Annotated in this window: 18 protein-coding genes, 1 tRNA gene and 2 pseudogenes; 12 read left to right on the top strand and 9 right to left on the bottom strand. The window is 71.2% G+C overall.

Annotation, left to right across the window (positions count from 1 at the left end; translation table 11 throughout):
- The first annotated feature begins 175 nt into the window (after nt 1-175).
- On the top strand, nt 176-1,024 hold the full coding sequence (locus VGP36_19060) for a hypothetical protein (protein ID HEV7656817.1): 849 nt from the start codon (nt 176-178) through the stop codon (nt 1,022-1,024).
- Nucleotides 1,025-1,582: 558 nt separating this feature from the next.
- Here VGP36_19060 and VGP36_19065 read toward each other — a convergent pair.
- Nucleotides 1,583-2,593 (bottom strand): SDR family oxidoreductase, encoded by a 1,011-nt coding sequence (locus VGP36_19065; GenBank protein HEV7656818.1) that lies wholly within the window; start codon nt 2,591-2,593, stop codon nt 1,583-1,585.
- 825 nt (nt 2,594-3,418) lie between these two features.
- Nucleotides 3,419-4,096 (bottom strand): hypothetical protein, encoded by a 678-nt coding sequence (locus VGP36_19070; GenBank protein ID HEV7656819.1) that lies wholly within the window; start codon nt 4,094-4,096, stop codon nt 3,419-3,421.
- Between the two features lie 74 nt (nt 4,097-4,170).
- Here VGP36_19070 and VGP36_19075 point away from each other — a divergent pair, with 74 nt between their 5' ends.
- On the top strand, nt 4,171-4,314 hold the full coding sequence (locus tag VGP36_19075; GenBank protein ID HEV7656820.1) for a hypothetical protein: 144 nt from the start codon (nt 4,171-4,173) through the stop codon (nt 4,312-4,314).
- Between the two features lie 23 nt (nt 4,315-4,337).
- Here VGP36_19075 and VGP36_19080 read toward each other — a convergent pair whose 3' ends face one another.
- Nucleotides 4,338-4,808 (bottom strand): substrate-binding domain-containing protein, encoded by a 471-nt coding sequence (locus VGP36_19080; protein ID HEV7656821.1) that lies wholly within the window; start codon nt 4,806-4,808, stop codon nt 4,338-4,340.
- 12 nt (nt 4,809-4,820) lie between these two features.
- On the opposite strand from VGP36_19080, the gene VGP36_19085 reads away from it, so the two are divergent.
- From VGP36_19085 to VGP36_19100, 4 genes are all read left to right on the top strand, one after another.
- Entirely contained in the window at nt 4,821-4,958 is a 138-nt protein-coding gene (locus VGP36_19085; protein ID HEV7656822.1) for a hypothetical protein, read from the top strand.
- A 9-nt stretch (nt 4,959-4,967) separates the two neighbouring features.
- Nucleotides 4,968-6,164, top strand: a complete 1,197-nt coding sequence (locus VGP36_19090) for a histidine kinase (GenBank protein HEV7656823.1) — start codon at nt 4,968-4,970, stop codon at nt 6,162-6,164.
- Nucleotides 6,161-6,808: a response regulator transcription factor gene (locus VGP36_19095; protein HEV7656824.1), complete on the top strand. Its 648-nt coding sequence runs from the start codon at nt 6,161-6,163 to the stop codon at nt 6,806-6,808. Before VGP36_19090 ends, VGP36_19095 begins: the two co-directional genes overlap by 4 nt.
- A 462-nt stretch (nt 6,809-7,270) precedes the next feature.
- Complete coding sequence (locus VGP36_19100; protein HEV7656825.1) at nt 7,271-8,371, top strand: hypothetical protein; 1,101 nt, start codon at nt 7,271-7,273, stop codon at nt 8,369-8,371.
- Nucleotides 8,372-8,453: 82 nt separating this feature from the next.
- On the opposite strand, the pseudogene VGP36_19105 reads toward VGP36_19100, so the two are convergent.
- Nucleotides 8,454-9,166, bottom strand: a pseudogene (locus VGP36_19105) (IS6 family transposase).
- Between the two features lie 326 nt (nt 9,167-9,492).
- Between VGP36_19105 and VGP36_19110 the strand changes: the two are divergent.
- Nucleotides 9,493-9,645, top strand: coding sequence for a hypothetical protein (locus VGP36_19110; protein ID HEV7656826.1), 153 nt, complete (start codon nt 9,493-9,495; stop codon nt 9,643-9,645).
- A 166-nt stretch (nt 9,646-9,811) separates the two neighbouring features.
- Here the strand turns inward: VGP36_19110 and VGP36_19115 are convergent, their stop codons facing one another.
- Nucleotides 9,812-10,414: a TetR/AcrR family transcriptional regulator gene (locus VGP36_19115; protein HEV7656827.1), complete on the bottom strand. Its 603-nt coding sequence runs from the start codon at nt 10,412-10,414 to the stop codon at nt 9,812-9,814.
- A gap of 127 nt (nt 10,415-10,541) precedes the next feature.
- Here VGP36_19115 and VGP36_19120 point away from each other — a divergent pair, with 127 nt between their 5' ends.
- Together VGP36_19120 and VGP36_19125 are read left to right on the top strand one after the other, a co-directional pair.
- The gene (locus VGP36_19120; GenBank protein ID HEV7656828.1) at nt 10,542-12,743 is read left to right on the top strand and encodes an MMPL family transporter; all 2,202 of its coding nucleotides are present in this window, start codon (nt 10,542-10,544) and stop codon (nt 12,741-12,743) included.
- Entirely contained in the window at nt 12,736-13,320 is a 585-nt protein-coding gene (locus VGP36_19125; protein ID HEV7656829.1) for a hypothetical protein, read from the top strand. The genes VGP36_19120 and VGP36_19125 overlap by 8 nt, the downstream gene beginning before the upstream one ends.
- A 65-nt stretch (nt 13,321-13,385) precedes the next feature.
- On the opposite strand, the pseudogene VGP36_19130 reads toward VGP36_19125, so the two are convergent.
- Nucleotides 13,386-13,529: pseudogene (locus tag VGP36_19130) on the bottom strand (IS6 family transposase).
- A gap of 514 nt (nt 13,530-14,043) precedes the next feature.
- Between VGP36_19130 and VGP36_19135 the strand changes: the two are divergent.
- Nucleotides 14,044-14,598 carry a hypothetical protein gene (locus VGP36_19135; GenBank protein HEV7656830.1) on the top strand — a complete coding sequence of 185 codons (555 nt, stop codon included), beginning with the start codon at nt 14,044-14,046 and terminating at the stop codon, nt 14,596-14,598.
- Between the two features lie 485 nt (nt 14,599-15,083).
- Here VGP36_19135 and VGP36_19140 read toward each other — a convergent pair.
- Both VGP36_19140 and VGP36_19145 read right to left on the bottom strand, forming a co-directional pair.
- A tRNA-Pro gene (locus VGP36_19140) sits at nt 15,084-15,160 on the bottom strand.
- Nucleotides 15,161-15,177: 17 nt separating this feature from the next.
- Nucleotides 15,178-16,068, bottom strand: a complete 891-nt coding sequence (locus VGP36_19145) for a metallophosphoesterase (GenBank protein HEV7656831.1) — start codon at nt 16,066-16,068, stop codon at nt 15,178-15,180.
- 39 nt (nt 16,069-16,107) lie between these two features.
- Between VGP36_19145 and VGP36_19150 the strand changes: the two genes are divergently transcribed.
- Nucleotides 16,108-16,563, top strand: a complete 456-nt coding sequence (locus VGP36_19150) for a GatB/YqeY domain-containing protein (GenBank protein HEV7656832.1) — start codon at nt 16,108-16,110, stop codon at nt 16,561-16,563.
- Nucleotides 16,564-16,811: 248 nt separating this feature from the next.
- Here the strand turns inward: VGP36_19150 and VGP36_19155 are convergent, their stop codons facing one another.
- Nucleotides 16,812-19,226, bottom strand: coding sequence for a transglycosylase domain-containing protein (locus tag VGP36_19155; protein HEV7656833.1), 2,415 nt, complete (start codon nt 19,224-19,226; stop codon nt 16,812-16,814).
- 250 nt (nt 19,227-19,476) lie between these two features.
- Here VGP36_19155 and VGP36_19160 point away from each other — a divergent pair, with 250 nt between their 5' ends.
- Nucleotides 19,477-19,764, top strand: coding sequence for a WhiB family transcriptional regulator (locus VGP36_19160; GenBank protein ID HEV7656834.1), 288 nt, complete (start codon nt 19,477-19,479; stop codon nt 19,762-19,764).
- Nucleotides 19,765-19,790: the final 26 nt, after the last annotated feature.

Consider the following 19,790-nt stretch of genomic DNA (forward strand, 5'->3'; position numbering starts at 1 on the left):
GGCGGCCCGGTCCAGCGCGGCGCGGCGCCGAGATCCCAGGCCCGGCACCGGGACGCCTTCCGGGCCAGCCCCGTAAGCCCGGATGCACCGAACCGAATTGCTGCCGAGTCTTGTTGATCTGGGGTCGGGGTGAGCGTGGTGCGGCCGTGTGTGAGCTGCCGGTCTGCCCGGTCTTTTGGACGTCGGCAAGGTCGTGAACGGCCTCGGTCAATGGCAAGTGCTCACCAAGCTGGAGTCCATGACGGTAGCCGCCGGTTCTCGGGCAGCGCCTGCGATCCTCGGCTGTCGTGCGGTGTACCAGCGTGAGGGCGGGAGTCTGGAAACGGCAGTCCAGCTTCTCGACCGTGCGATCGGGTCAGCGCAGGTAAGCCCGGGAGCCACCCGGTGGCTCTCGTTGGAGCGAGCGCAGATACTCGTGAGGCTCGACCGGAACGACGAAGCACGCACCGCGCTGGACGATCTGGCCCGGTCCGGGTTCCCCGCCGAGCGGCTCGGATACTGGTTCGCCGTTCTCGACGAGCGAGCCGGCCGGTTCCCCGCCGTGCTCGAGTGGACCAGCGGCGACCAGGCCGACCCGGCCGTAAGCCGGGGCGCACACTCGATGGCGGCTTTCGTCCTGCTTGCCAACGGCAGATTTCCCGGAGCCCAGCGCGAATTCTGGATCACCACCACGGTCGCTGAAGCGGCAACCTCCCCGGTGATGGAGGCACTCCTGCGTGAGTACGTTTCCTGGAGCGTGTCCTGGACGGAGCCGGAGCGTGGCGCCGCGCTGGCCGCGGCGGCCCTGGAGGCGAATGAGCGGATGGGCAGCACCATCGGCATCGCGCGATCTCTGGCCCGCGCTGGCGGAGGTCGGATCCGTTCCGCTGCCCGGCGTTCTTCGGCGGACGGCCGAGAGCATCGAACTCATGCGGAGAGCGGGTTATCGATCGGACTGCGTGCATCCACTCATGGTGGAGGCCCTGGCCTTCGCCGTCGCAGGCGACATCACGGGTCTGATCGAGGCTCGGCGGCAGCTCTGTGACCTCACCACGTCGTTACGCACGCACGGCCATCTGGAGCAGATTTCCCTGTGGTGGTTGGAGGAAGTCTCCCGAGCTGCAGGATCCGATGTCACGGTGGGTGAGGTGCCGTGCGCGTGGCAGCACGAGCCCGTGCAGTGGCTCGACGGAGCGGCCGAGGCCAGGCACCAGTGGGTGGAGGTGCTGACCACGCGACCGAGGACTGCCGCCCGCTGACACCGGCCGCCGCCGAGGACATTCTCCCGCTGGTCGAGGACCTCGATCGTTGCTGACAGCCTGTGCGGGTCTACTCCGATGAGACGCGGCCCACGCCGCCCTCCTCGCCTGCCGATTACTGTGGACCGGCGAGGAGGGCAACGCTCCTTCGAGCAGAACAGGCCCTTCTCGGCCACCCACGCCGCGGTGCCCGGCCAGGATGCCCTATAGGCGAGCCTGCACCGAAGGCGATACGGCTGACAATCGCTTCGGGCGGTGCGGCGCTCTCATCGGTACAGCAGTGACGCGCGGGCCGGACGTACTGACAACGGGTCCGGCGAGGCAGGTCCGGCGTTGACGTGACTTCAGCCGCGCCGGCGACGGGCGCCGAGGACTGCGCCGAGCCCGGCGGCGGAGGCGGCGGCCGCCCCGAGCAGGCCGTGATGCTGCGAAGCCCACGCCTGGGCGCTGCGCGGGTGGGAACGGTCGTCGAAGTCGCCGTGGGCGCCGAAGTCGTGGCCGCTCCCGCTGTCGGCCGCGTGCCACAGGTTGGCGGGCTGATCGGGGTCGCGCCGCTGGCCGGTCTGCTGGGAGGAGTAGCCGGACCGGGCCAGATACCGGTCGAGCAGGCCGGGTGCGATCGCGTTGGCGGCGAGGGTGGCCGCCGTGGACGCGCCGACCCAGTACTCGCGGCGGCGAGGATGGTCGGCAGCGTGCACGACGGCCCGCGCGGCGACCCCGGGCTGGTAGATCGGCGGGACGGGCTGCGCGTGCCTGGGCAACCGGGACAGGACCCAGTCGAACTGTGGGGTGTTCACCGCCGGCATCTGGACCATGGTCACGTGCACGTTGCTGTGGTCGTGCAGGAGCTCGCAGCGCAGAGCCTCGTGAAACCCCTGGATGGCGTGCTTCGCGCCGCAGTAGGCGGTCTGCAGCGGGATCCCGCGGTACGCCAAGGTCGATCCGACCTGCACGATCGTGCCCCGGTCGCGCGGCAGCATCCGCTTCAGCGCGGCCTTGGTTCCGTAGACGAAGCCGAGGTAGCTGACCTCGGTGACGCGGGCGAACTCCTCCGGCTCTATCTCGGCGAAGGGCGCGAAGACCGAGGTGAACGCATCGTTGATCCACACGTCGATCGGGCCGAGCTCGTCCTCGACGCGGCTCGCGACCTGGTCGACCCGGGCGTGGTCGGCGACGTCGACGGAGATCGGCAGGGCGGTGCCGCCGGCGGTCTCGACGTCCTCGGCCGCTCCCCGCAGTCCGTCCTCGCCGCGGGCCAGCAGCGCCACCTTCGCGCCGCGCCTCCCGTACAGGCGCGCGGTGGCCCGCCCGATCCCGCCACTGGCTCCGGTGATCACCACTACCTCCGACGTCATGCCGGTTCGCCTCCGTCCGTCGCCGCCGGCCAGTGAGCCGGCGGACGATCCAGTTGTCCCGGTGCTCTTAGATCAGTGGCGTCCGAGCAACCGTAGGCCGTGCAGTTGAGCCGACGCCGGGCCGGCCCGAACACATGCCGTGGCGCCGAGCGCGCCCAACGCGGCGTTCCAGCCACAGGCGCCGTGAACGCCCGATTCCAGGTCGGGCAGGTGATTGGACGTGGCGCGCCCGCACCGTGTCACCGAAGCCCGAAGACAACCCGCTCCACGGCCGCCTCCATCGGAGAGCCGCGCCGACCGTCTAGGGTCTGTCAGCGGCTTCGCGCTCCGGCACGGGGCAGTTCCGGTTCGACATCGCGCTGCGGCCGCCGGCGAAGGTATTCGGTCTCGAGCTCGGTCATACCGCCGGGTGTGCCGAGCCAATGTGTCGTCCGAGCCGTGCAGGAACGTGTCGTTGCGGGTCTGGCTCCCGCATCAGGGCGTCGTCGGGGAGATCGGTCGCCGGACGCGGCGATCCTCAGCCATGCCTACCTCCTCGTGATCCGCGGGACTCGGTGCTCTGCCCGCTACGGAGAGAAGCCTATCTACCAACGGACAAATACCCAGGGGCCGAACGAACTGAACGCTTGCTAACAAACGGCTCCGACCGGCGCCGTCCGAGCGAGGAATCCTCCTATGGACGCTGGTCGCGCTGGAGCGCAGGACTGCGATCCTGCGGCACGGCACGGCACGGGGAGGCCAGGCCAAGGACGGCAGGCCTCGGGGGCTCGGGCTCGGGCCGTCGGTTCAAGTGCGCATGATTGCCGCCGGGCGCGGTCCCGTCCTTCATCCGGCGACGTCCCGGTCGGTCGGCCGGCGCCGCTTCGGCCGGCCGAGTCCATGGACCCCGGCGGCCGTGGCGCCGTCGTCGTCCGTCCGTTCCGCCGCCTCCTCCGGCTGGTGCACCCGGTCCCGGGGGTGTCCGGGCTCCGCGGCCGCACCGCCCGCCGCCGCCTGGTCGTGCCGCTGCGCCGCCCGGACGTCCCGGAGGCTGCGCACCCCGAGTCGCCCGGCTGCCAGCGCGCCGAGCAGGAGGATCGCCGCCCCCACTCCGGAGAAGAAGCCGATCTGCTCGACGACCCGGGCGGTCTTCCCGCCGACCGGGGTGCCGGCCGAGCCCTCCGGGCCGCCCCAGAGCTGCCCGAGCACCGGTCCGACGACGAGCCATGCCCCGGCCGCGGCGGCCAGCCCGGCGCCGAAGAGCGCGACCAGGCGGTTGGCCGTGACCAGCAGGAACAGGCCGCCGAGGGCCGCGGCCGCACCCGGCAGCACCTCGAGCCAGAACCGTCCGGCGGTCCAGGTCCAGGTCGAGTCGGGCGTGTACGAGTAGTTCGCGTACGGCCCCACGAACGGCACCAGGGCGGCCCACAACCCGAGCAGCAGGAGGAGAAGCCCGCTGAGCGCGCCCCGGCTGCGGGCCACCCGCACTCGACCGGCCCGCTGGTCGATCGCATCGTCGGTCATCGTCGTCCTCCGCAGGGAGAGCCGCGCCGGTGGTTCGACGCCCGACTCACGGAGTACCCGGAGCGCCGGAGCCCATGCGGCCGCAGCCGGACCCGGCCGGTAGCTGGTTCTTCCACTGCGATCACGTCCGCCGCGATCCGCGTCAAGCGCCGGCCAGCCCGGCCCGGATCGACGGCCCGCCGGAGATCCGGCTCGTCCCGGCGCGGGTGGTCCTGTAGCCCGACGCTGAGGCTGCGGGTCGTCAGCCGATCCGGCGTGGCTCGGCCGTGGACGCCCGGACGACCAGCCGCGTGGCCAGCTCGACATGGCCGGCGTCGAGCTCGCGGCCCTCGATGAGGGTCTGCAGCATCTGCGCGCCGACGCGGCCCATGTCGGCCAGCGGCTGACGGACGGTGGTCAGCGGCGGCGTGGCCCACCGGCTGATCGGCAGGTCGTCGAAGCCGACCACGGACAGGTCGCGGGGCACCGAGAGACCGGCCACCCGGGCGGCCTCGAGGACGCCGAAGGCCTGCTCGTCGCTGCCGGCGAAGACGGCGGTCGGCGGGTCGGGCCAGGCCAGCAGGGCGGTGGCCGCCTCGTACCCGCCGGCGTGGTGGAAGGTGCCGTCGCGGACCAGCCCGGCGTCGTACGGGACGCCGGCCGACTCGAGGGCGGCCCGATAGCCGTCGATGCGGGCCCGGCTGCACAGCAGGCCCCTCGGCCCGCCGATCACCGCGATCCGCCGGTGCCCGAGCTCAAGCAGGTGCCGGGTGGCGGCGAGCCCGCCACCCCAGTTGGTGGCGCCGACGCGGTCGTGCTGGCGGTGTGGGTGGCGGCCGCGCAGGTCGCCGCGTACGTCCTCGTCGGCCGCCGGGACACTTAGGCTCCCGCCATGGACCCCTCGGACCAGTGGTGGGTGTTCACCCTGTCGACGGTCGTCGTCCTCGGCAGCTACCTGGTCGGCCGGCGCGGCCGGCACCGCCCGGCGATCGCGGTGCTGTGCGCGGCCGAAGCCGTCACCGCGATCGCCCTGGTGCGGTGGCACGCCATCGGTCCCTGGCTCGCGGAGCAGGGCGTGCTCGTCATCGCAGTCTTCGCGCTGCTCGCCGGGGTCCACCGACGGTTGCGATACGAGCTCGCGCTGCGCGGCTGGGACTACGCCCGGGACGCCGGCCTGCGCGAGCGCGCCCGGATCGCCGCCGAACTGCATGACACGCTCGGCCATGACCTGGCCCTGCTGTCGCTGCGCGCGGCCGGGATCCAGGTCACCACGGCCGAGCCGGCGACCCTCGAGCATGCCGCCGCGATCCGCGCCGGCGCCGCGGACGCGACGGCGACCGTGCGCCGCCTGGTGGACCTGCTGCGGGCCGAGCCCGGCGCAGCCGCGGTGCTGGACCGGGTCCGGGTCGCCGGGATGCGGATCAACGTGACGGGCGACCCGCCGGCGGACGACTTCACCTCCCGGCTGCTCACCGAGGCGCTGTCCAACGCGGCCCGACACGCACCCGGCCTGCCGGTGACCGTCGTCTTCGGGACCCACCGGCTCGAGGTCCGAAATCCGCTCAGCGAGGATCCGGAATCCACAGTGGACCGCACTGGCACCGGGCTGGCCGCATTGGCGACGCAGCTGGCCACGGTGGGCGGCACGCTCACCACCGGGTCGGCAGACGGCGAGTTCCGTCTGGTCGCCCGCATCCCGGCTGACGTCGACCGCCGGCTCGACCCGCCGCCCGACGCCCTCGACCGCGACTACCGCCAGCACCGGCGGCGGGCCCGCACGGCGCTGGTGACGACCCTCGTCGCGCCGCTGGGTCTGCTCGTCCTGCTGACCACGGGCTTCTACGCCTGGGCCGCGCACGAGACCACGATCGAGCCCGACCGCTACCGCCAGCTGCACGTGGGGATGACCGAGGAGGCGGCGACCCGCCTGCTGCCGCGCCGGCAGGCCCACATCCGGTTCCGCGCCGCCGAGCCGGGTTGCCGCTACTACAGCGACGGCAACTACCCGCTGGCCTACGACACCTACGAGGTCTGTTTCGACGACGGGCTCCTCACCCGGCTGACCAACCCTGGGCGGGACCGCCGGTGATCCGCGTGATGCTGGCCGACGACCAGCCGATGGTCCGGGCCGGGCTGCGCACCATCCTGGAGTCCGACGCAGGCATCGAGGTGGTGGCCGAGGCCGCCGACGGCAGGGCCGTGCTCGACGCGCTCGCGCGGTCCCGCCCGGACCTCGTGCTGCTGGACATCCGGATGCCGGACATGGACGGGCTGACCGCCGCCGAGACGATCCGGACCCGCCACCCCGACGTCCCGGTCGTCATCGTCACTACGTTCCACGAGGACCGGTATGTGGCCCGGGCGCTGGACGCCGGTGTGGCCGGGTTCGTGCTGAAGTCCGCCGACCCGTACGAGCTGATCGGCGCGGTCAAAGCGGCTGTCGCCGGCGGAACCGTGCTGGCCCCGGTAGTGGCCCGCCAGATCCTCACCTCGCTGCGAGGGCGGGACCTGCGCGACCGGCTGGCTGCGCGGGACGAGGTCGCCGCGCTCACGCCCCGCGAGCGAGACGTGCTGGCGCTCGTCGGCGCAGGTCTGTCCAACGCGCAGATTGCCGGCCGTCTCCACTTGGCCGAGGGGACGGTGAAGACCCACCTCAGCACCATCCTCGGCAAGCTCGGCGTGGCCAACCGTGTCCAGGCCGCGATCCTCGCCCACCAAGCCGGCCTCGCCTGACACTCAACGGCCGACTGTCTATCTTTCCCGGACGATGGCGGGGCCAGTTACTGAGACGACTGGGAGGTCAGTTGCCGATACGAATGGAGCATGGCCTCAGTTCCGGATGATTCGGTCGGAGGCCAGCTGCGCGGACATCGACGGCGCGCCGGGCTGACTCAGAAGGAACTGGCCGCCCGGGCCAGCGTCAGTCCCCGCACCGTCCGCAACCTGGAGGTGACAGCGTCACTCCCCGGGCGGAGACCCTACGACTGATCGCCGATGTGCTCGAATTGTCGGACACCGCCCGCGCAAGACTGTGGCGGAGCGCTACCCGGGAACAGGCAGGTCCCGATCAGCTGCCGCCAGATCTGGCCGACTTCACCCGCATGACCGTTCCTTCATCGTCGACGCATTGATATATCTGGACGCCGGGCTGCCACTCATCAGAGAGACCGTCCACCGACGTACGGAGGAACTCCCGTGACCGGTCCGCTCCCCGGGCTCCCCGCCTTCCCCGCGAACGCCGCCGTGCCCTCCCCGGCCCAGCGCCTGGCGATCGACGCCGCGCTCACCCAGGCCGACCTGCTCATCGCCGCATTCCTCGGCGCCGGCAACCGCGACGCCTACCTCGACGCGGTGTTCGGCAACGTCCAGCGGGCCGCGGCGCTGGCCAACTTCCAGGCCATGCGGCAGGTCGTCGGCCGCTGGCAGAACCAGACCCGGGACGTGTACGTCAGCGCCTGGCTGACCCAGTTCAACCGCGGGGCGACCACCAACGGCCGCACCCAGCGTCTCACGCTGCCGATCGCCGACCTGGCCAACCGGACCGCGCCGCAGCTGGGCCGGACCATCGTGCACGAGTCGGCACACGGGGTGAGCAACGCGATCATCGACATGGCGTACGGCGGGCCGGCCTTCATCGGGATGCTCGGCGCCACCCGGTTGTACAACGCGCCGCACTACGACTTCACCACCAACGCCTTCCACGCCGGCACCGCGCCGGGGGCGGTCGCCGCCGGCAACCCGAACGCGGTGGCCGTCGCCGCCGGACCGGGTGCCCAGCTCGCCCCGGCAGCCGGCGCACAGCTGGGCCGGGCGCAGATGCTGATCACCCACGCCCGCATCCACGCCGAGAACATGCTGGAGGAGATGGTCCGCTGCATCCGGACCGGCCAGACCTCCCAGCAGATCACCGACCTGGCCGACGGGATGCGGCCGGCCGCCGCGGCCCCGCTGCTCGACCCGGCCGACGCGACCCGGGCCAACCAGATCGTGCAGGCCCTGTCGACGTTGCACGGCCAGAGCGGCCCGCTGACCCACGCGCTGCAGCAGGGCGGCGCGCCGAGCGCCGCGGTCGCCGGCGGAGTCGTGCAGATGACCTTCGGCGCCGGGCCCGCGGGCGGCGCGGACTTCACCCAGCGCCCGGTCCGGGGCGACCTGACCGCCGACCCCTGGCTGCAGCGGGTCGTCAACGCGATCCTCGCCGCGTACCCACCGGCGCCGGCCGCGGGGATCACCGCCGACACGCTGGCCCGCATTGACCGCCAGTACCACCGGGCGCGGGACGACTCCGCCCACTGACCGGTCTCCGGCCGGGAGCCCGCTGACCGGGTCTGTTGCATCCAGCGTGACGGGACGCGTCGAGTCTCGACCGAAGCGCTGGTCACATGATGAGGGCGAGCTCGGCGAACGCCGTTGCCAGTCGAAGCGGTGGTGAGACGTCGGTGGCGATCTCGTAGTGGCCGCGGCAGAGGTTCTGCAGGAACGCGTGGCCGGCGGCAATCCGGTCGCCGACCGGAACTGTTTGAGCCCCCGCATCGGCCGCAGCCGAGCCTTCAACCGAGCATGATCGGATTCGACCCGGTTGTTGCCGTACTGCTCCGTGACGTGCGCAGCAGCCGGGACCAGGTCGTTGATGACTCGCAGATACGGCCTGGCCTTATCGGTCGTCACCTCGACCGGCGCCGGTCCGTGGCGAAGAGCGCAGGTGAAGAATCGGCGGGCGGCGGCGGTGTCTCGCTGCTCAGACAGCAGCACGTCGATGACCTGCCCGTACTGGTCCACCGCCCGGTACAGGTACCGCCAGCGGCCGGCGACCTTGACATAGGTCTCGTCGACGAACCACCGGTCCCCGGATACATGCCGCAGCGAGCGGGCGGTGTCGGCGAACAGCGGGGTGAACCGCTGCACCCACCGGTACACGGTGACGTGATCGACTTCGATACCGCGCTCGGCCAGCAGTTCCTCGATGTCCCGGTAGGAGAGGCTGTAACGGAGGTACCAGCGGACCGCGAGGGTGATCACCTCCGGCGGAAATCGAAACCCGGCAAACGCCGACCGCTCGACAGCGGGACGGACGGCTCGAGGTCGACGCACCCGTCCAGCCTCCTCAGCCAGCCCCGACGGCCGCGCCCGGTCTCGGCCTACGCAACAGACCCGACTCGGGTCGGCGGCGATGGGCGCGAGAGCCACCCGCCTGGGCGGGCATCCCCGTAGCTTGCGGACTCTTCGCCCCCGTCAGCCAAGACGAACGCCCTCGGACAACCCGAAGTCTGGCTACGTTCCGTACACGACTACCGGCGCCGCCCCGCTCAGAGGCGAACAGTCGGACGATTCGGCGCGCTGTCGTCTGGGACGCCGACAGCCAGAACCCCGACGGCACGTTGCAATCGGCCTCGGCAACGCACTTCGACGCTGTCGACGTGCTGGCGGACGAGTACACGGCTTCCGGCTGGACGGTCAGGTCGTGGAGCTCTGGGCGCGGATACGACGTGCTGCTCACCTTTACCGACCGGGTAGGACCGGGACGGCACGTCCGGGCCTACTCCGACCGGATGGGCCTGTCCTGCGACTGAGACGACGCAGTGGTGGTGGTCAACGCACTGTTCCCCCCGTGACTAGGAACTCCGCTGCCGAAGTGGCCGCGCTGGTGGGACCGCTCGTCCGGGTGCAGCTACTCGTGGGCGCGCTGCGCGTGCCTTTCACTGAGCCTGCTCGTGGTCCCCGCCGCGCCGGCCAGGATCAGGCGATCGAGTCGATCCAGCGCTCCAATCGCTTGGCCTCGCCCGCCAGTACGCCGGGGTCGCGCAGACTGTTGGCCAGCAAGGCAGCTCCCTCATACGCCCCCACCAGGGTGAGCGCGAGATCGCGGGCGTCCCGGCGGCCGAGCAGGGCGAACTGCTCCTGGGCGATCGTCACGAGCTGACCGAGTACGTCGCCGGCGGCTCGAGACAGCGTGTCGTACTCCTCCCGCTTCCCGAGCTCCGAGCACAGCGAGCCGATTGGGCAGCCGTGGGCGGCGATCCGCTCCTTGGCCGCCGACCAGGTTCGGACCAGCGCCTTCAGCCGTGCCTTGGGCGTCCGGTGCCGTCCCATGATCTCCCGCAGCATCGGGTAGTCGCCGTCGTAGTTCTCGATGACGGCGGCGAGGAGCTCGTCCTTCGTCTTGAAGTAGTAGTAGACGTTGCCGACCGGGATGTCCGCCGCGGCCGCGACGTGCGCCAGTGTGGTCCGCTCGATCCCTTGTTCATGCAGGGTCCGGCGGGCGGCGGCGACGAGCCGGGCCCGTTTGTCGGCGCCGCGCGGGGACTTCGGCGCCGCGTCTCCCTCGGTTGAGTCAGTCACCTGGCTGAGTATATGGACAGGCACCGTCTCCCGCTGATAGGACTAAGTCAGTTACCTGACTGACAGGAGAGACGATGCGCCGGCAACCGGATCGACCCGACTCGATCGCCACCGGACGGGTGCGGTCGTGAGCCGCCTCGCCCGCTGGTGCTACCGGCACGCCGGCGCCGTGATCGTGCTGTGGCTCGTCCTGCTCGCACTGCTCGCCGGGGTGGGGAAGAAGGCCGGCAAGGACTACGCGGACGGCTTCGCGCTGCCCGGTACCGACTCCACCAGCGCGCAGACCCTGCTGGCGAGCGGAGTGCACCGGCCGGGCTCCGGCGACGACACCATCGTGTTCCACAGCACCGACCCGGGCACGCCGGTGACCGACCCGGCCACCACCCGTACGGTCGGGAGCGCGTTGGCCGCGATCGCTCGGCAGCCCTTCGTCACGGCCGTCACCAGCCCGTACGGTCCGGGCCGGGTGAGCGCCGACCGCCGCACTGCGTACGCGACGGTCAGCTTCGATCGGCCCGATCAGGCTCTCACCAAGGCTGACATCACCCCGCTGGTCAGCACCGCGTCGGCGCTGCGCGGGCCGCACCTGCAGGTCGAGTTCGGCGGCGGCGCGTTCCAGACGCTCAAGGGCAGCCCGGTCTCCGGCAGCGTCGGCATCGGTCTCGCGGCCGCGGCGGTCGTCCTGCTGCTCGCCTTCGGCTCGCTGCCCGCGGTCGTCCTCCCGCTGCTGGCGGCCGTCTTCTCCGTGGGCGCCGGAATTGAGATCATCGGGCTGCTCAGCCACACCTTGTCGATCAACTCGATCACCCCGAGCGTGGCCGCGCTCATCGGGACCGGCGTGGCGGTGGACTACGCCCTGTTCGTCGTCACCCGGCACCGCACCGGACTGCGGGCGGGGCTGACCCCGGAACAGGCCGCCGTCACCGCCCTGTCCACCGCCGGGCGGGCGGTCGTGTTCGCCGGCGCCACGGTGGTCGTCGCCATGCTCGGTCTGCTCGTGCTCGGCGTCGGCTTCCTCACCGGCGTCGGCGTCGCGGCCGCGATCACCGTGGCGGTCGCGGTCGCCGCGGCCACCACCCTGCTGCCCGCCCTGTTCCGGCTGCTCGGTACGCGGGTGCTGAGCAGGCGCGAACGCCGCCGCCTCGGCGCCGCCGGGCCCGGCGGGGCAAAGCCGGCCCGCGCGGGCAGTTGGGACCGCTGGTCCAGCATGGTCCAACGGCGCCCCGCCGTGCTCGGCGCGGCCGCGCTCCTCGTGATGCTGGTGCTGGTGATCCCGGCCTTCGCGATCCGGCTCGGCTCGTCGGACCAGGGCAACGACCCGGCAGCGTCGACGACCCGCAAGGCGTACGACCTTCTGACGGAGGGCTTCGGTCCCGGCGTCAACGGACCGCTGCTGGTCGTCGGGGACACCCCGGACCAGGCCGCGCGAACCGCATTCACCGCGCTGACCGGCACGGTGCGGCAGCTGCCGGCAGTCGCGTCCGTCACGGCCGTCCCGGGGCCGGCCGGCAGCACGGTCAGCGTGCTCGACGTCGTCCCGGCGAACGCCCCGCAGTCCACCGCGACCACCGACTTGATCGACCGCCTCCGTGTCCAGGTCATCCCGGCCGCCGAGAGCGGCACCACCCTGCACGCGTACGTCGGCGGGCAGACCGCGGTCTTCCAGGACTTCGCCGACCTACTCCGCGGCAAGCTGCCGGTCTTCCTCGCCGTGATCGTCCTGCTCGGCATGGCGCTGCTGCTGATCGCGTTCCGCAGCCTCGTCATCCCGCTCACCGCAGCAGTCATGAACCTCCTGGCCGCGGGCGCGTCATTCGGCGTCGTCGTCGCGGTCTTCCAATGGGGCTGGGGGTCCGACGCGATCGGCCTCGGCCGGGCCGGACCGATCGAGTCGTTCCTGCCGGTCATGCTGATCGCGATCCTGTTCGGCCTGTCGATGGACTACCAGGTCTTCCTGGTCAGCCGCATCCATGAGGAATGGCAGCGCACGCGCGACACCGGCCGTGCCATCCGGCTCGGGCAGGCCGCCACCGGACGGGTGATCACCGCCGCCGCGGCCATCATGATCTTCGTCTTCTTCGCCTTCGTCCTCGAGGGCCGGCGCCCCATCGGCGAGTTCGGACTCGGGCTCGCCGTCGCGATCCTGCTCGACGCCGTGCTGCTGCGGACAATCCTCGTCCCCGCCGCCATGCACCTGCTCGGCCCGGCCAACTGGTGGCTCCCCCGCCGGATCGCCCGCGTCCTGCCGCACGTCGACCTCGACGGCGAACAGACCGAACCCGCACCGGGCGACACCAGGCTCGTACCGTCCGCAGCCGTCGATGACTGACCGCTCCGCCCCTCCACTCACCCTCATCTACGCCGGACGATCCGCCGCCGCGATCGTCTGGGTGGCCGCCCTGCTCACCCTGACCCAGGCCGGCTCCCTCGCCGCCGATCCTCCACAAGCGACGGTCGTCGCTCTGGTGGCCCTCTACCCGATCATCGACGCCGTCGCGACTCTCATCGACCTCCGCACGACCACGAGGTCACCCGTGACCGCGGCGCACTACGCCGAGATCGCGGGTGACCTCCTATGCACCGCCGCGATCCTCACGGCCGGCCGCGACGGATACACCGCACTCCTGGCCACCTTCGGTGCCTGGGGAATCATCGCCGGAGCCGTCCAACTCGGCGTCGCGCTGCAGCGTGCGCGAGCCATGCGCGGACAGTGGCTGATGGCCATCAGCGGCGCCGGCTCCGTCCTGGCCGGCCTCGGCTACCTCGCCTGGACCGGCACACCCCAGAACGCCCTCGACACCCTCGCCCAGTACTCCCTCGGCGGCATCGTCTGGTATCTGATCGCCGCGGCCTTCCTGACCCGCTACCGCCATCGACCGAGGTCCGGTCAGTTCGCGAGGCGGTAGGAGCGCCAGAAGGCGGTGTTGCGTTGGGCCGGAATGGGCAAGACCGGGCCCGGTAGCTGCTTCGGTCAGACGGCAAGTGCGAGCTCGGTGAAGGCTGCCGCGAGGCGCAGCTGAGGCGGGACTTCGGTGGCGAGTTCGTAGTGGCCGCGGCGAAGGTTCTGCACGAACGCGTGGCCGGCAGCGATTCGTGCGGCCGAGCGGAGGCGTTCAGTCAACGCCGAGTCAACAACCCAGCCCGGCTGACGATCGCAACCTTCTCGATCGGGTCGCGGCGGAGGCGTCCTGTGTAGCGTCCCAGGTCTCAGGAGGTTCCGCGGAGGTCGAGTCCTGCGATCGCGAGTGTCTGCAACGCCTGCCAGAGCTCCGGCTCCGCCGTCGTGCCGGGCGTGCCGCCTTGGGCATCCACGACTTCGCCGGCGAGCGTCGCGCTGCCGCTTCCAGCGAGGTGGGCACCGGCGTCGCGGGCCGCGGTCGGCTGCAGCCCATGACGCATGTCAGGCTGGACGAGTGACCTCGGCTCAGCAGAGCGGGACGTTCCCGGGCCTTGCACCTATCCTTCACTCCGCGCGGTTGCGGTACGCAGCCGTGTCGGCGTCGCCGCGCCCCGAGCCAGGCCCGGGCAGCGAGCTAGCGGACGATGACCAGCACCTGCCGGGTTTCCCCGGCAGCTCCCTGATGCGGATCGGCCTAGACACCGCTATCGAGCACCTACACGGGCTCGGCGTGCTGTTCATCGACGCGCAGGTGGCCCACCCGCACGTGCCACTAACGCTGCTACGGGCGTCGCTCCAGGACGCTGCCGAGGCGTTGTGGCTGCTGGCGCCTGACCAGCAGGACGAACGGCTGTTGCGCGCGCTCCGCATCTGGTACCGCGACTTCGGCGACCGCGCCGAGTACGAGAAGATCAGGCCGCAGCAGCCGGGCCGGAAGACCGGCGTCGACCGCCAAGCCGACATGATCGGACTGGCGAAGACGCTAGGCCTCAACGCCGGCACGGTCGGCGGCAAGCTCCACACCACCTCGATGATCGCGCAGGCGGCGGACCTCGTCGGGCGGCGGGACGAGGCGCAGCGGCTATGGAGCCTGTCGTCCGGACTGGCGCACGGCCGGTACTGGGCGCGACTGATCGGGCTGGACCTGGTCGGGGCGCAGCCGGCGACCGGCGGCTACACCTTGACCGTGGTCGCCTCCGAGGCGGACGTCGTGGCCTTAGGCCGAGTCTGCTGGGAGCTGATAGAGCACGGCGAGCGCCTGTACCGCCGCCGGAGTGGGACGTAGCCGGCGGCACCGGCGCCGGTCGATCGGCTGCGCGATGACCGCGACCGTCGCGCTGGTACCTTGCTCGGCCGCAGGCGCCGTACGGCGCCGGGATCGCACCAAACGGCACACCGGACATCGGAACGCCCCTGACGGTCATGGAGAGCGCCAGCATGGCAACACCGTCCCGCCGCAACGACGGTTCTCCCCTCACTGGCATCGGCGGCCTACGAGACCGACATTCGCCCGCGACGCATATATTCATCGAACCGCATAACGTTCGCGAAGCCAGCTGCGCGGTTGTTCGGCGCCGTTGACGCCCGTTGATTGATACTTGAGCTCGTGTCACGTTGAGCAAGTAGCCCGGTCGGGTCAGTTCTTACGGTCGGTAGTCGCCGGCGCGTGGTGTCAGTCCATGATCGACAACGGATCCTCCCAATTCCCTCCCACTGGGCCGTTCGCAGATCCACAGTGGACGGACGCCACGTCCCTGACGTGGGAGTACGTGGTCGGGGTGACAGGATTTGAACCTGCGGCCTCTTCGTCCCGAACGAAGCGCGCTACCAAGCTGCGCCACACCCCGATGGTGCGTAGAGGAGTCTAGCCCAGCCGCGGAACGAGTTTGAGCAGGGTCGCCTCCGGGGGGCAGCAGAACCGGACCGGCGCGTACGGCGAGGTCCCGAGGCCGGGGGAGACGTGCAGCCAGGCGCGGTCGTCCCAGCGGGACAGGCCCCGGGCGCGGGCCCGGTCGATGCCGCAGTTGGTGACGATGGCGCCGTAGCCGGGGACGCGAAGCTGACCGCCGTGGGTGTGGCCGGCGAGGATCAGCTCGTAGCCGTCGGCGGTGAACGCGTCCAGCACCCGCGGCTCCGGGGAGTGGGTCACGCCGAGGCGGAGATCCGCGCTCGGGTCGGCGGGGGCGGGGGCGTACCGGTCGCGGCCGAGGTGCGGGTCGTCGGTGCCGGCCAGGGCGATGACGCGGTCGCCGGCCTTGAGGGTGGCGCGGCGGTTCGTCACGTCGACCCAGCCGGCGTCGGTCATCGCGGTCGCCAGGTCGGGCCAGGGCAGCCTGGCGCCGAAGACGCGGTTCTTCTCCGGCACGAAGTAGCGCAGCGGGTTCTTCGCCCGCGGCGCGTAGTAGTCGTTGTTGCCGGGGACGAAGGCGCCCGGGCGCTCCAGCAGCGGCTCCAGCGCAGCCAGCACGGGGCCCACCGCATCCATGCCGGCGAGGAAGTCGCCGGTCACCACCACCAGGTCCGGCTCGAGCCGGCCGAGCCGGCGGATCCACTCCCGCTTGCGCTTCTGGGCCGAGGTCAGGTGCAGGTCCGAGAGGTGCAGCAGTCGCAGCGGGTCCGCGCCCGGGGCCAGCACCGGGACCTCCAGCTCCCGCAGCCGGAAAGCGTTGCGCTCGATCAGCCCCGCGTACGCCAGCGTCGCCAGACCGGCCCCCACCAGACCGGCGGCGGGCGCGACGAGCGAGCGGCTCTGCATCGGTCCACACTATCCGGCGGGCGGGGTAGGTTCCCGGGCGTGAGCGAGCTCAAGGACCGGCTGCAGACCGACCTGACCACCGCGATGCGCGGGCGTGACCAGCTGACCACCGCGACCCTGCGGATGGCGCTGGCCGCGATCACCACCGAAGAGGTCGCCGGGGCGAGCGTGCGCGAGCTGTCCGACGACGAGGTGCTCACCGTGCTCGTGCGGGAGGCGAAGAAACGGCGGGAGGCGGCCGAGGCCTTCGGGTCGGCCGGGCGGGACGAGCTGGCCGAGCGGGAGCGGGCCGAGGGCACGGTGCTCGACCGCTACCTCCCCGAGCAGCTCGACGACGCCCGCATCACCGACCTGGTCGCGGCCGCGATCGCGGAGACCGGCGCCACCGGGATGCCGCAGATGGGCGCCGTGATGAAGGCGGTCCAGGCGAAGGCGGGCAAGCGTGCCGACGGGAAGCGGCTGTCCACCGAGGTACGCCGCCAGCTCGCCGGCTGAGCAGGGACCGACCGCGGGCTCGCTGTCGACCGGGCCTCGGCCCTGGCCGGATCGGCCGTGAGTCCAGTAGGGCTGCGCCGGTTGGGGTCGACGCGTTGCACTCGACAAGGTTGCGTCTGCTCGAATGCGCGGCAGATGCGCCTGTCGCTGCGCGAGACGGGTGAGGGCCGGACGTGACCAGGCCGCGGACGACGCCGCCGACGACGAGGGCCCGGGCCGGTCAGCCCGGGCCCCACGTCGTACGAGCGCTAGTTGTTGCCGCCCCCACCGCCGCCGCCGCCACCACGGCCACCACCACCGCGGCCAGGAGGCGTCGGGGGCGTCACCCCGGGCGGCAGCGGCTGGCCGGGTATCGGCACCGCCGCGCCCTTGCCGGTGGACAGGTAGAGCGTGACGACCTGACCGCGCGAGGCCCGCCCGCTCGGGGACTGCTCGGCCACGTGCCCGGGCGGCACCGCGCTGTCCTTCTTCGTCGGGTCGACCCGGGCCTGGAACCCGTTGGCCTGCAGCACCGCGACGGCCGCGTTCGGGTCGAGGCCGGTGACCGAGGGCACCGGCACGCTGTCGCCGTTGACGACCGCGGGGTCGGCCGCCGGGAACGACCAGGTGTGGTCGGCCAGGAACGGCTGCATCGCCTTGCGCCAGATGTCGGCCGAGTAGCGACCGAAGACGCTGCCGCTGCCGGGCACGTCGGTCAGCGCGATCGAGGTGTTCTTCGGGTCGAAGACCGCGGTCGCGCCGGCGTAGTCCGGGGTGTAGCCGACGAACCAGGCCGCCGAGTTCCCGGTGGCGCGCTTGTCGTCACCGGGCTTGCGGCCCGACGCCGTACCGGTCTTGCCGGCGATGGGGCGGCCCGCGCCGACCAGCCCGGCGAACGAGCCGACCGCCGTACCGCCGGAGTGGCTGGTGTCCTTCTCCAGCACCGTGGTGACGGTGTGCGCGATGCCCGCCGTGATCACCTGCTGGCAGGACCGCTCCGGCAGCCCGATCGCCTTGCCGTCCGCACCGATGATCTTGGCCAGCGGGGTGGGCGGGCAGTACCTGCCGTCGTTGGCGAGCGTCGCGTACGCCGAGGAGAGCTCCAGCGGGCTGGTCCCGTTCGGCCCGAGGGTGAACGAGGCGCTCTTGCCCTTGATGTAGGCCTGGGCCTCGGTCAGGTTGCTGTTCGGGCGCTTGGCCGAGAGGGTCTGCTTCATCCCCATCGCCTGGGCGACGTGCACCGGACCGGTCAGGTCGCAGTTGAACCGCTGGTCCAGCAGCGCGACGAAGAAGGTGTTCACCGACTCGTACGTCGCCACGTCCAGGTTGTACGGGCCTTCCTTGTAGTTGCCCGCGTTGACCACCGTGTACGGGTCGTTGCCGTTCTTGCAGACCTGGGACGTGTACGTGTTCCCGACGGTGATGTTGAACGCCTCGAGCGGCACCTTGTTCTGCAGCGCCGACACCAGCGTGAACACCTTGTACGTCGACCCGGATCCCGCCGTGGCCGACGTGTTCAGCGGGTTGGACGTGACGTTCGGATCCTTCGTGTTGATGCCGTACTTCCGGCTGACGCCGAAGGCGAGCACGTTGCCGGTCTTGGGCTGGATGATGTCGGTCACCGCAGCCGACTTCTTCCCGGCCCAGACGTCGAACGGCATCGCGCCCTGGACCGAGTTCTGGATCTTCGGGTTGAGCGTCGTGTAGATCTTCAGGCCGCCGGTCTCCAGGCGGTCCTGCGGGAAGCCGGCCGCGGTCAGCGCGGCCTTCGCGTAGTCGCAGAAGAACCCGGCGTTGATGATCTTCGTCGTGGAGTTCGCGCAGTCCTTGCCGCTGGACCTGGGCTTCGGGACGATGTGGACCGCCGACGCCTTGGCCGCCTTGGCCTGCGCGGCGCTGATGTAGCCCAGGCTCTGCATGTCGTTGAGCACCGTGTCGCGGCGGGCCTTCGCGGCCGTCTTCGACTTGTACGGGTCGTACCGGATGGGGCTCTGCACCAGGCCGGCCAGCAGCGCGGCCTCCGGGACCGTCAGCTTGGTCGCCGACTTGCCGAAGTAGGTCCGGGACGCCTTCTCCACGCCGTACGCGCTGGCGCCGAAGTAGGTGATGTTCAGGTAGTTGGTGAGGATCTCGTCCTTGGTCTCTTTGTTCTCCAGCTCCAGCGCGCAGCGGGCCTCGATGAGCTTGCGGCCCGGGCTCTGGTCGATCGCTTCCTTCTGCTCCTCCAGGGTCTTGGCCTGGTAGAGCCGCACGTTCTTGATGTACTGCATGGTCAGCGTCGAACCGCCCTGCACGACCTCGCCGGCCTGCTGGTTCTTCACGACCGCGCGCAGCAGCGACTCGGGGTCGACGCCGTGGTGCTCGTAGAACCGGCGGTCCTCGATCGAGACGATGGCCTGGCGCATGATCTTGGGGATCTGCTTGGCGCTGACGACCTGCCGGTTCTGGTTGTAGAACGTGGCGATCGTGGTGCCGTCCGCCGCGTACATCACCGAGGCCTGCTCGGGGATGCCGGCCTCGACGTCACAGGGCTGGTCGTCGAAGGCCTGGACGCTGTTGCGGGCGGCGAGGCCGAGCCCGCCGGTCACCGGCAACAACACCGCCGCGACGAGTACTCCGGTGACGCCGACCGCCGCTGTGAGCTGTACGACACCTAGGGATTTCCGCAGGAACGGACCAGCCATGCGGTGCAGACTACGGCCAACGGCTGACGTTCACCGCCGGCTGTTAGCGGCGTAGCCGCTTACTACGCCGAACGGGCTAGAACGGAGTAGTGCGAATCTGACTCTCACCTGCCGACGGGCTTAGTCAGAGCGGGCCACTCCTAATGATCCGATCGGGGTCTGTCTGAACAGGTGTCCGGTTTCCTAGGCTGCTCCCAGCGTTCTGGTGGGGGGCGCGGGTACGCAGGGGGACAAGCGGATGAACGCCGACATGCTGGTGGACTGGTCGAAGGACGCACGTTGCAAGACCACGAACCCGGACGAGCTCTTCGTCCAGGGGGCCGCGCAGAACCGGGCCAAGGCCGTGTGCATGGGGTGTCCCGTGCGTACGGAGTGCCTGTCCGACGCCCTGGACAACAGGGTCGAGTTCGGGGTCTGGGGCGGCATGACCGAGCGGGAGCGGCGCGCGCTGCTCAAGCGCCGGCCGGACGTGACCTCGTGGCGGGCTCTGCTGGAGACCGCACGCCGGGAGCACCTGCAGCTGCAGGCCACCGGCTGACCCAGATAAACCACCGCGGTCGGTCT

It is taken from the genome of Mycobacteriales bacterium, from assembly GCA_035995165.1.
GTDB lineage: Bacteria > Actinomycetota > Actinomycetes > Mycobacteriales > CADCTP01 > CADCTP01.

Excerpts from the sequence above, each read along its gene's own strand:
- VGP36_19075 (HEV7656820.1), top strand. The coding sequence starts at position 4,171 with ATGCGGCCGCAGCCGGACCCGGCCGGTAGCTGGTTCTTCCACTGCGAT.
- VGP36_19145 (HEV7656831.1), bottom strand. The coding sequence starts at position 16,068 with ATGCAGAGCCGCTCGCTCGTCGCGCCCGCCGCCGGTCTGGTGGGGGCC.
- VGP36_19155 (HEV7656833.1), bottom strand. The coding sequence starts at position 19,226 with ATGGCTGGTCCGTTCCTGCGGAAATCCCTAGGTGTCGTACAGCTCACA.
- VGP36_19070 (HEV7656819.1), bottom strand. The coding sequence starts at position 4,096 with ATGACCGACGATGCGATCGACCAGCGGGCCGGTCGAGTGCGGGTGGCC.
- VGP36_19065 (HEV7656818.1), bottom strand. The coding sequence starts at position 2,593 with ATGACGTCGGAGGTAGTGGTGATCACCGGAGCCAGTGGCGGGATCGGG.
- VGP36_19090 (HEV7656823.1), top strand. The coding sequence starts at position 4,968 with ATGGACCCCTCGGACCAGTGGTGGGTGTTCACCCTGTCGACGGTCGTC.
- VGP36_19160 (HEV7656834.1), top strand. The coding sequence starts at position 19,477 with ATGCTGGTGGACTGGTCGAAGGACGCACGTTGCAAGACCACGAACCCG.
- VGP36_19125 (HEV7656829.1), top strand. The coding sequence starts at position 12,736 with ATGACTGACCGCTCCGCCCCTCCACTCACCCTCATCTACGCCGGACGA.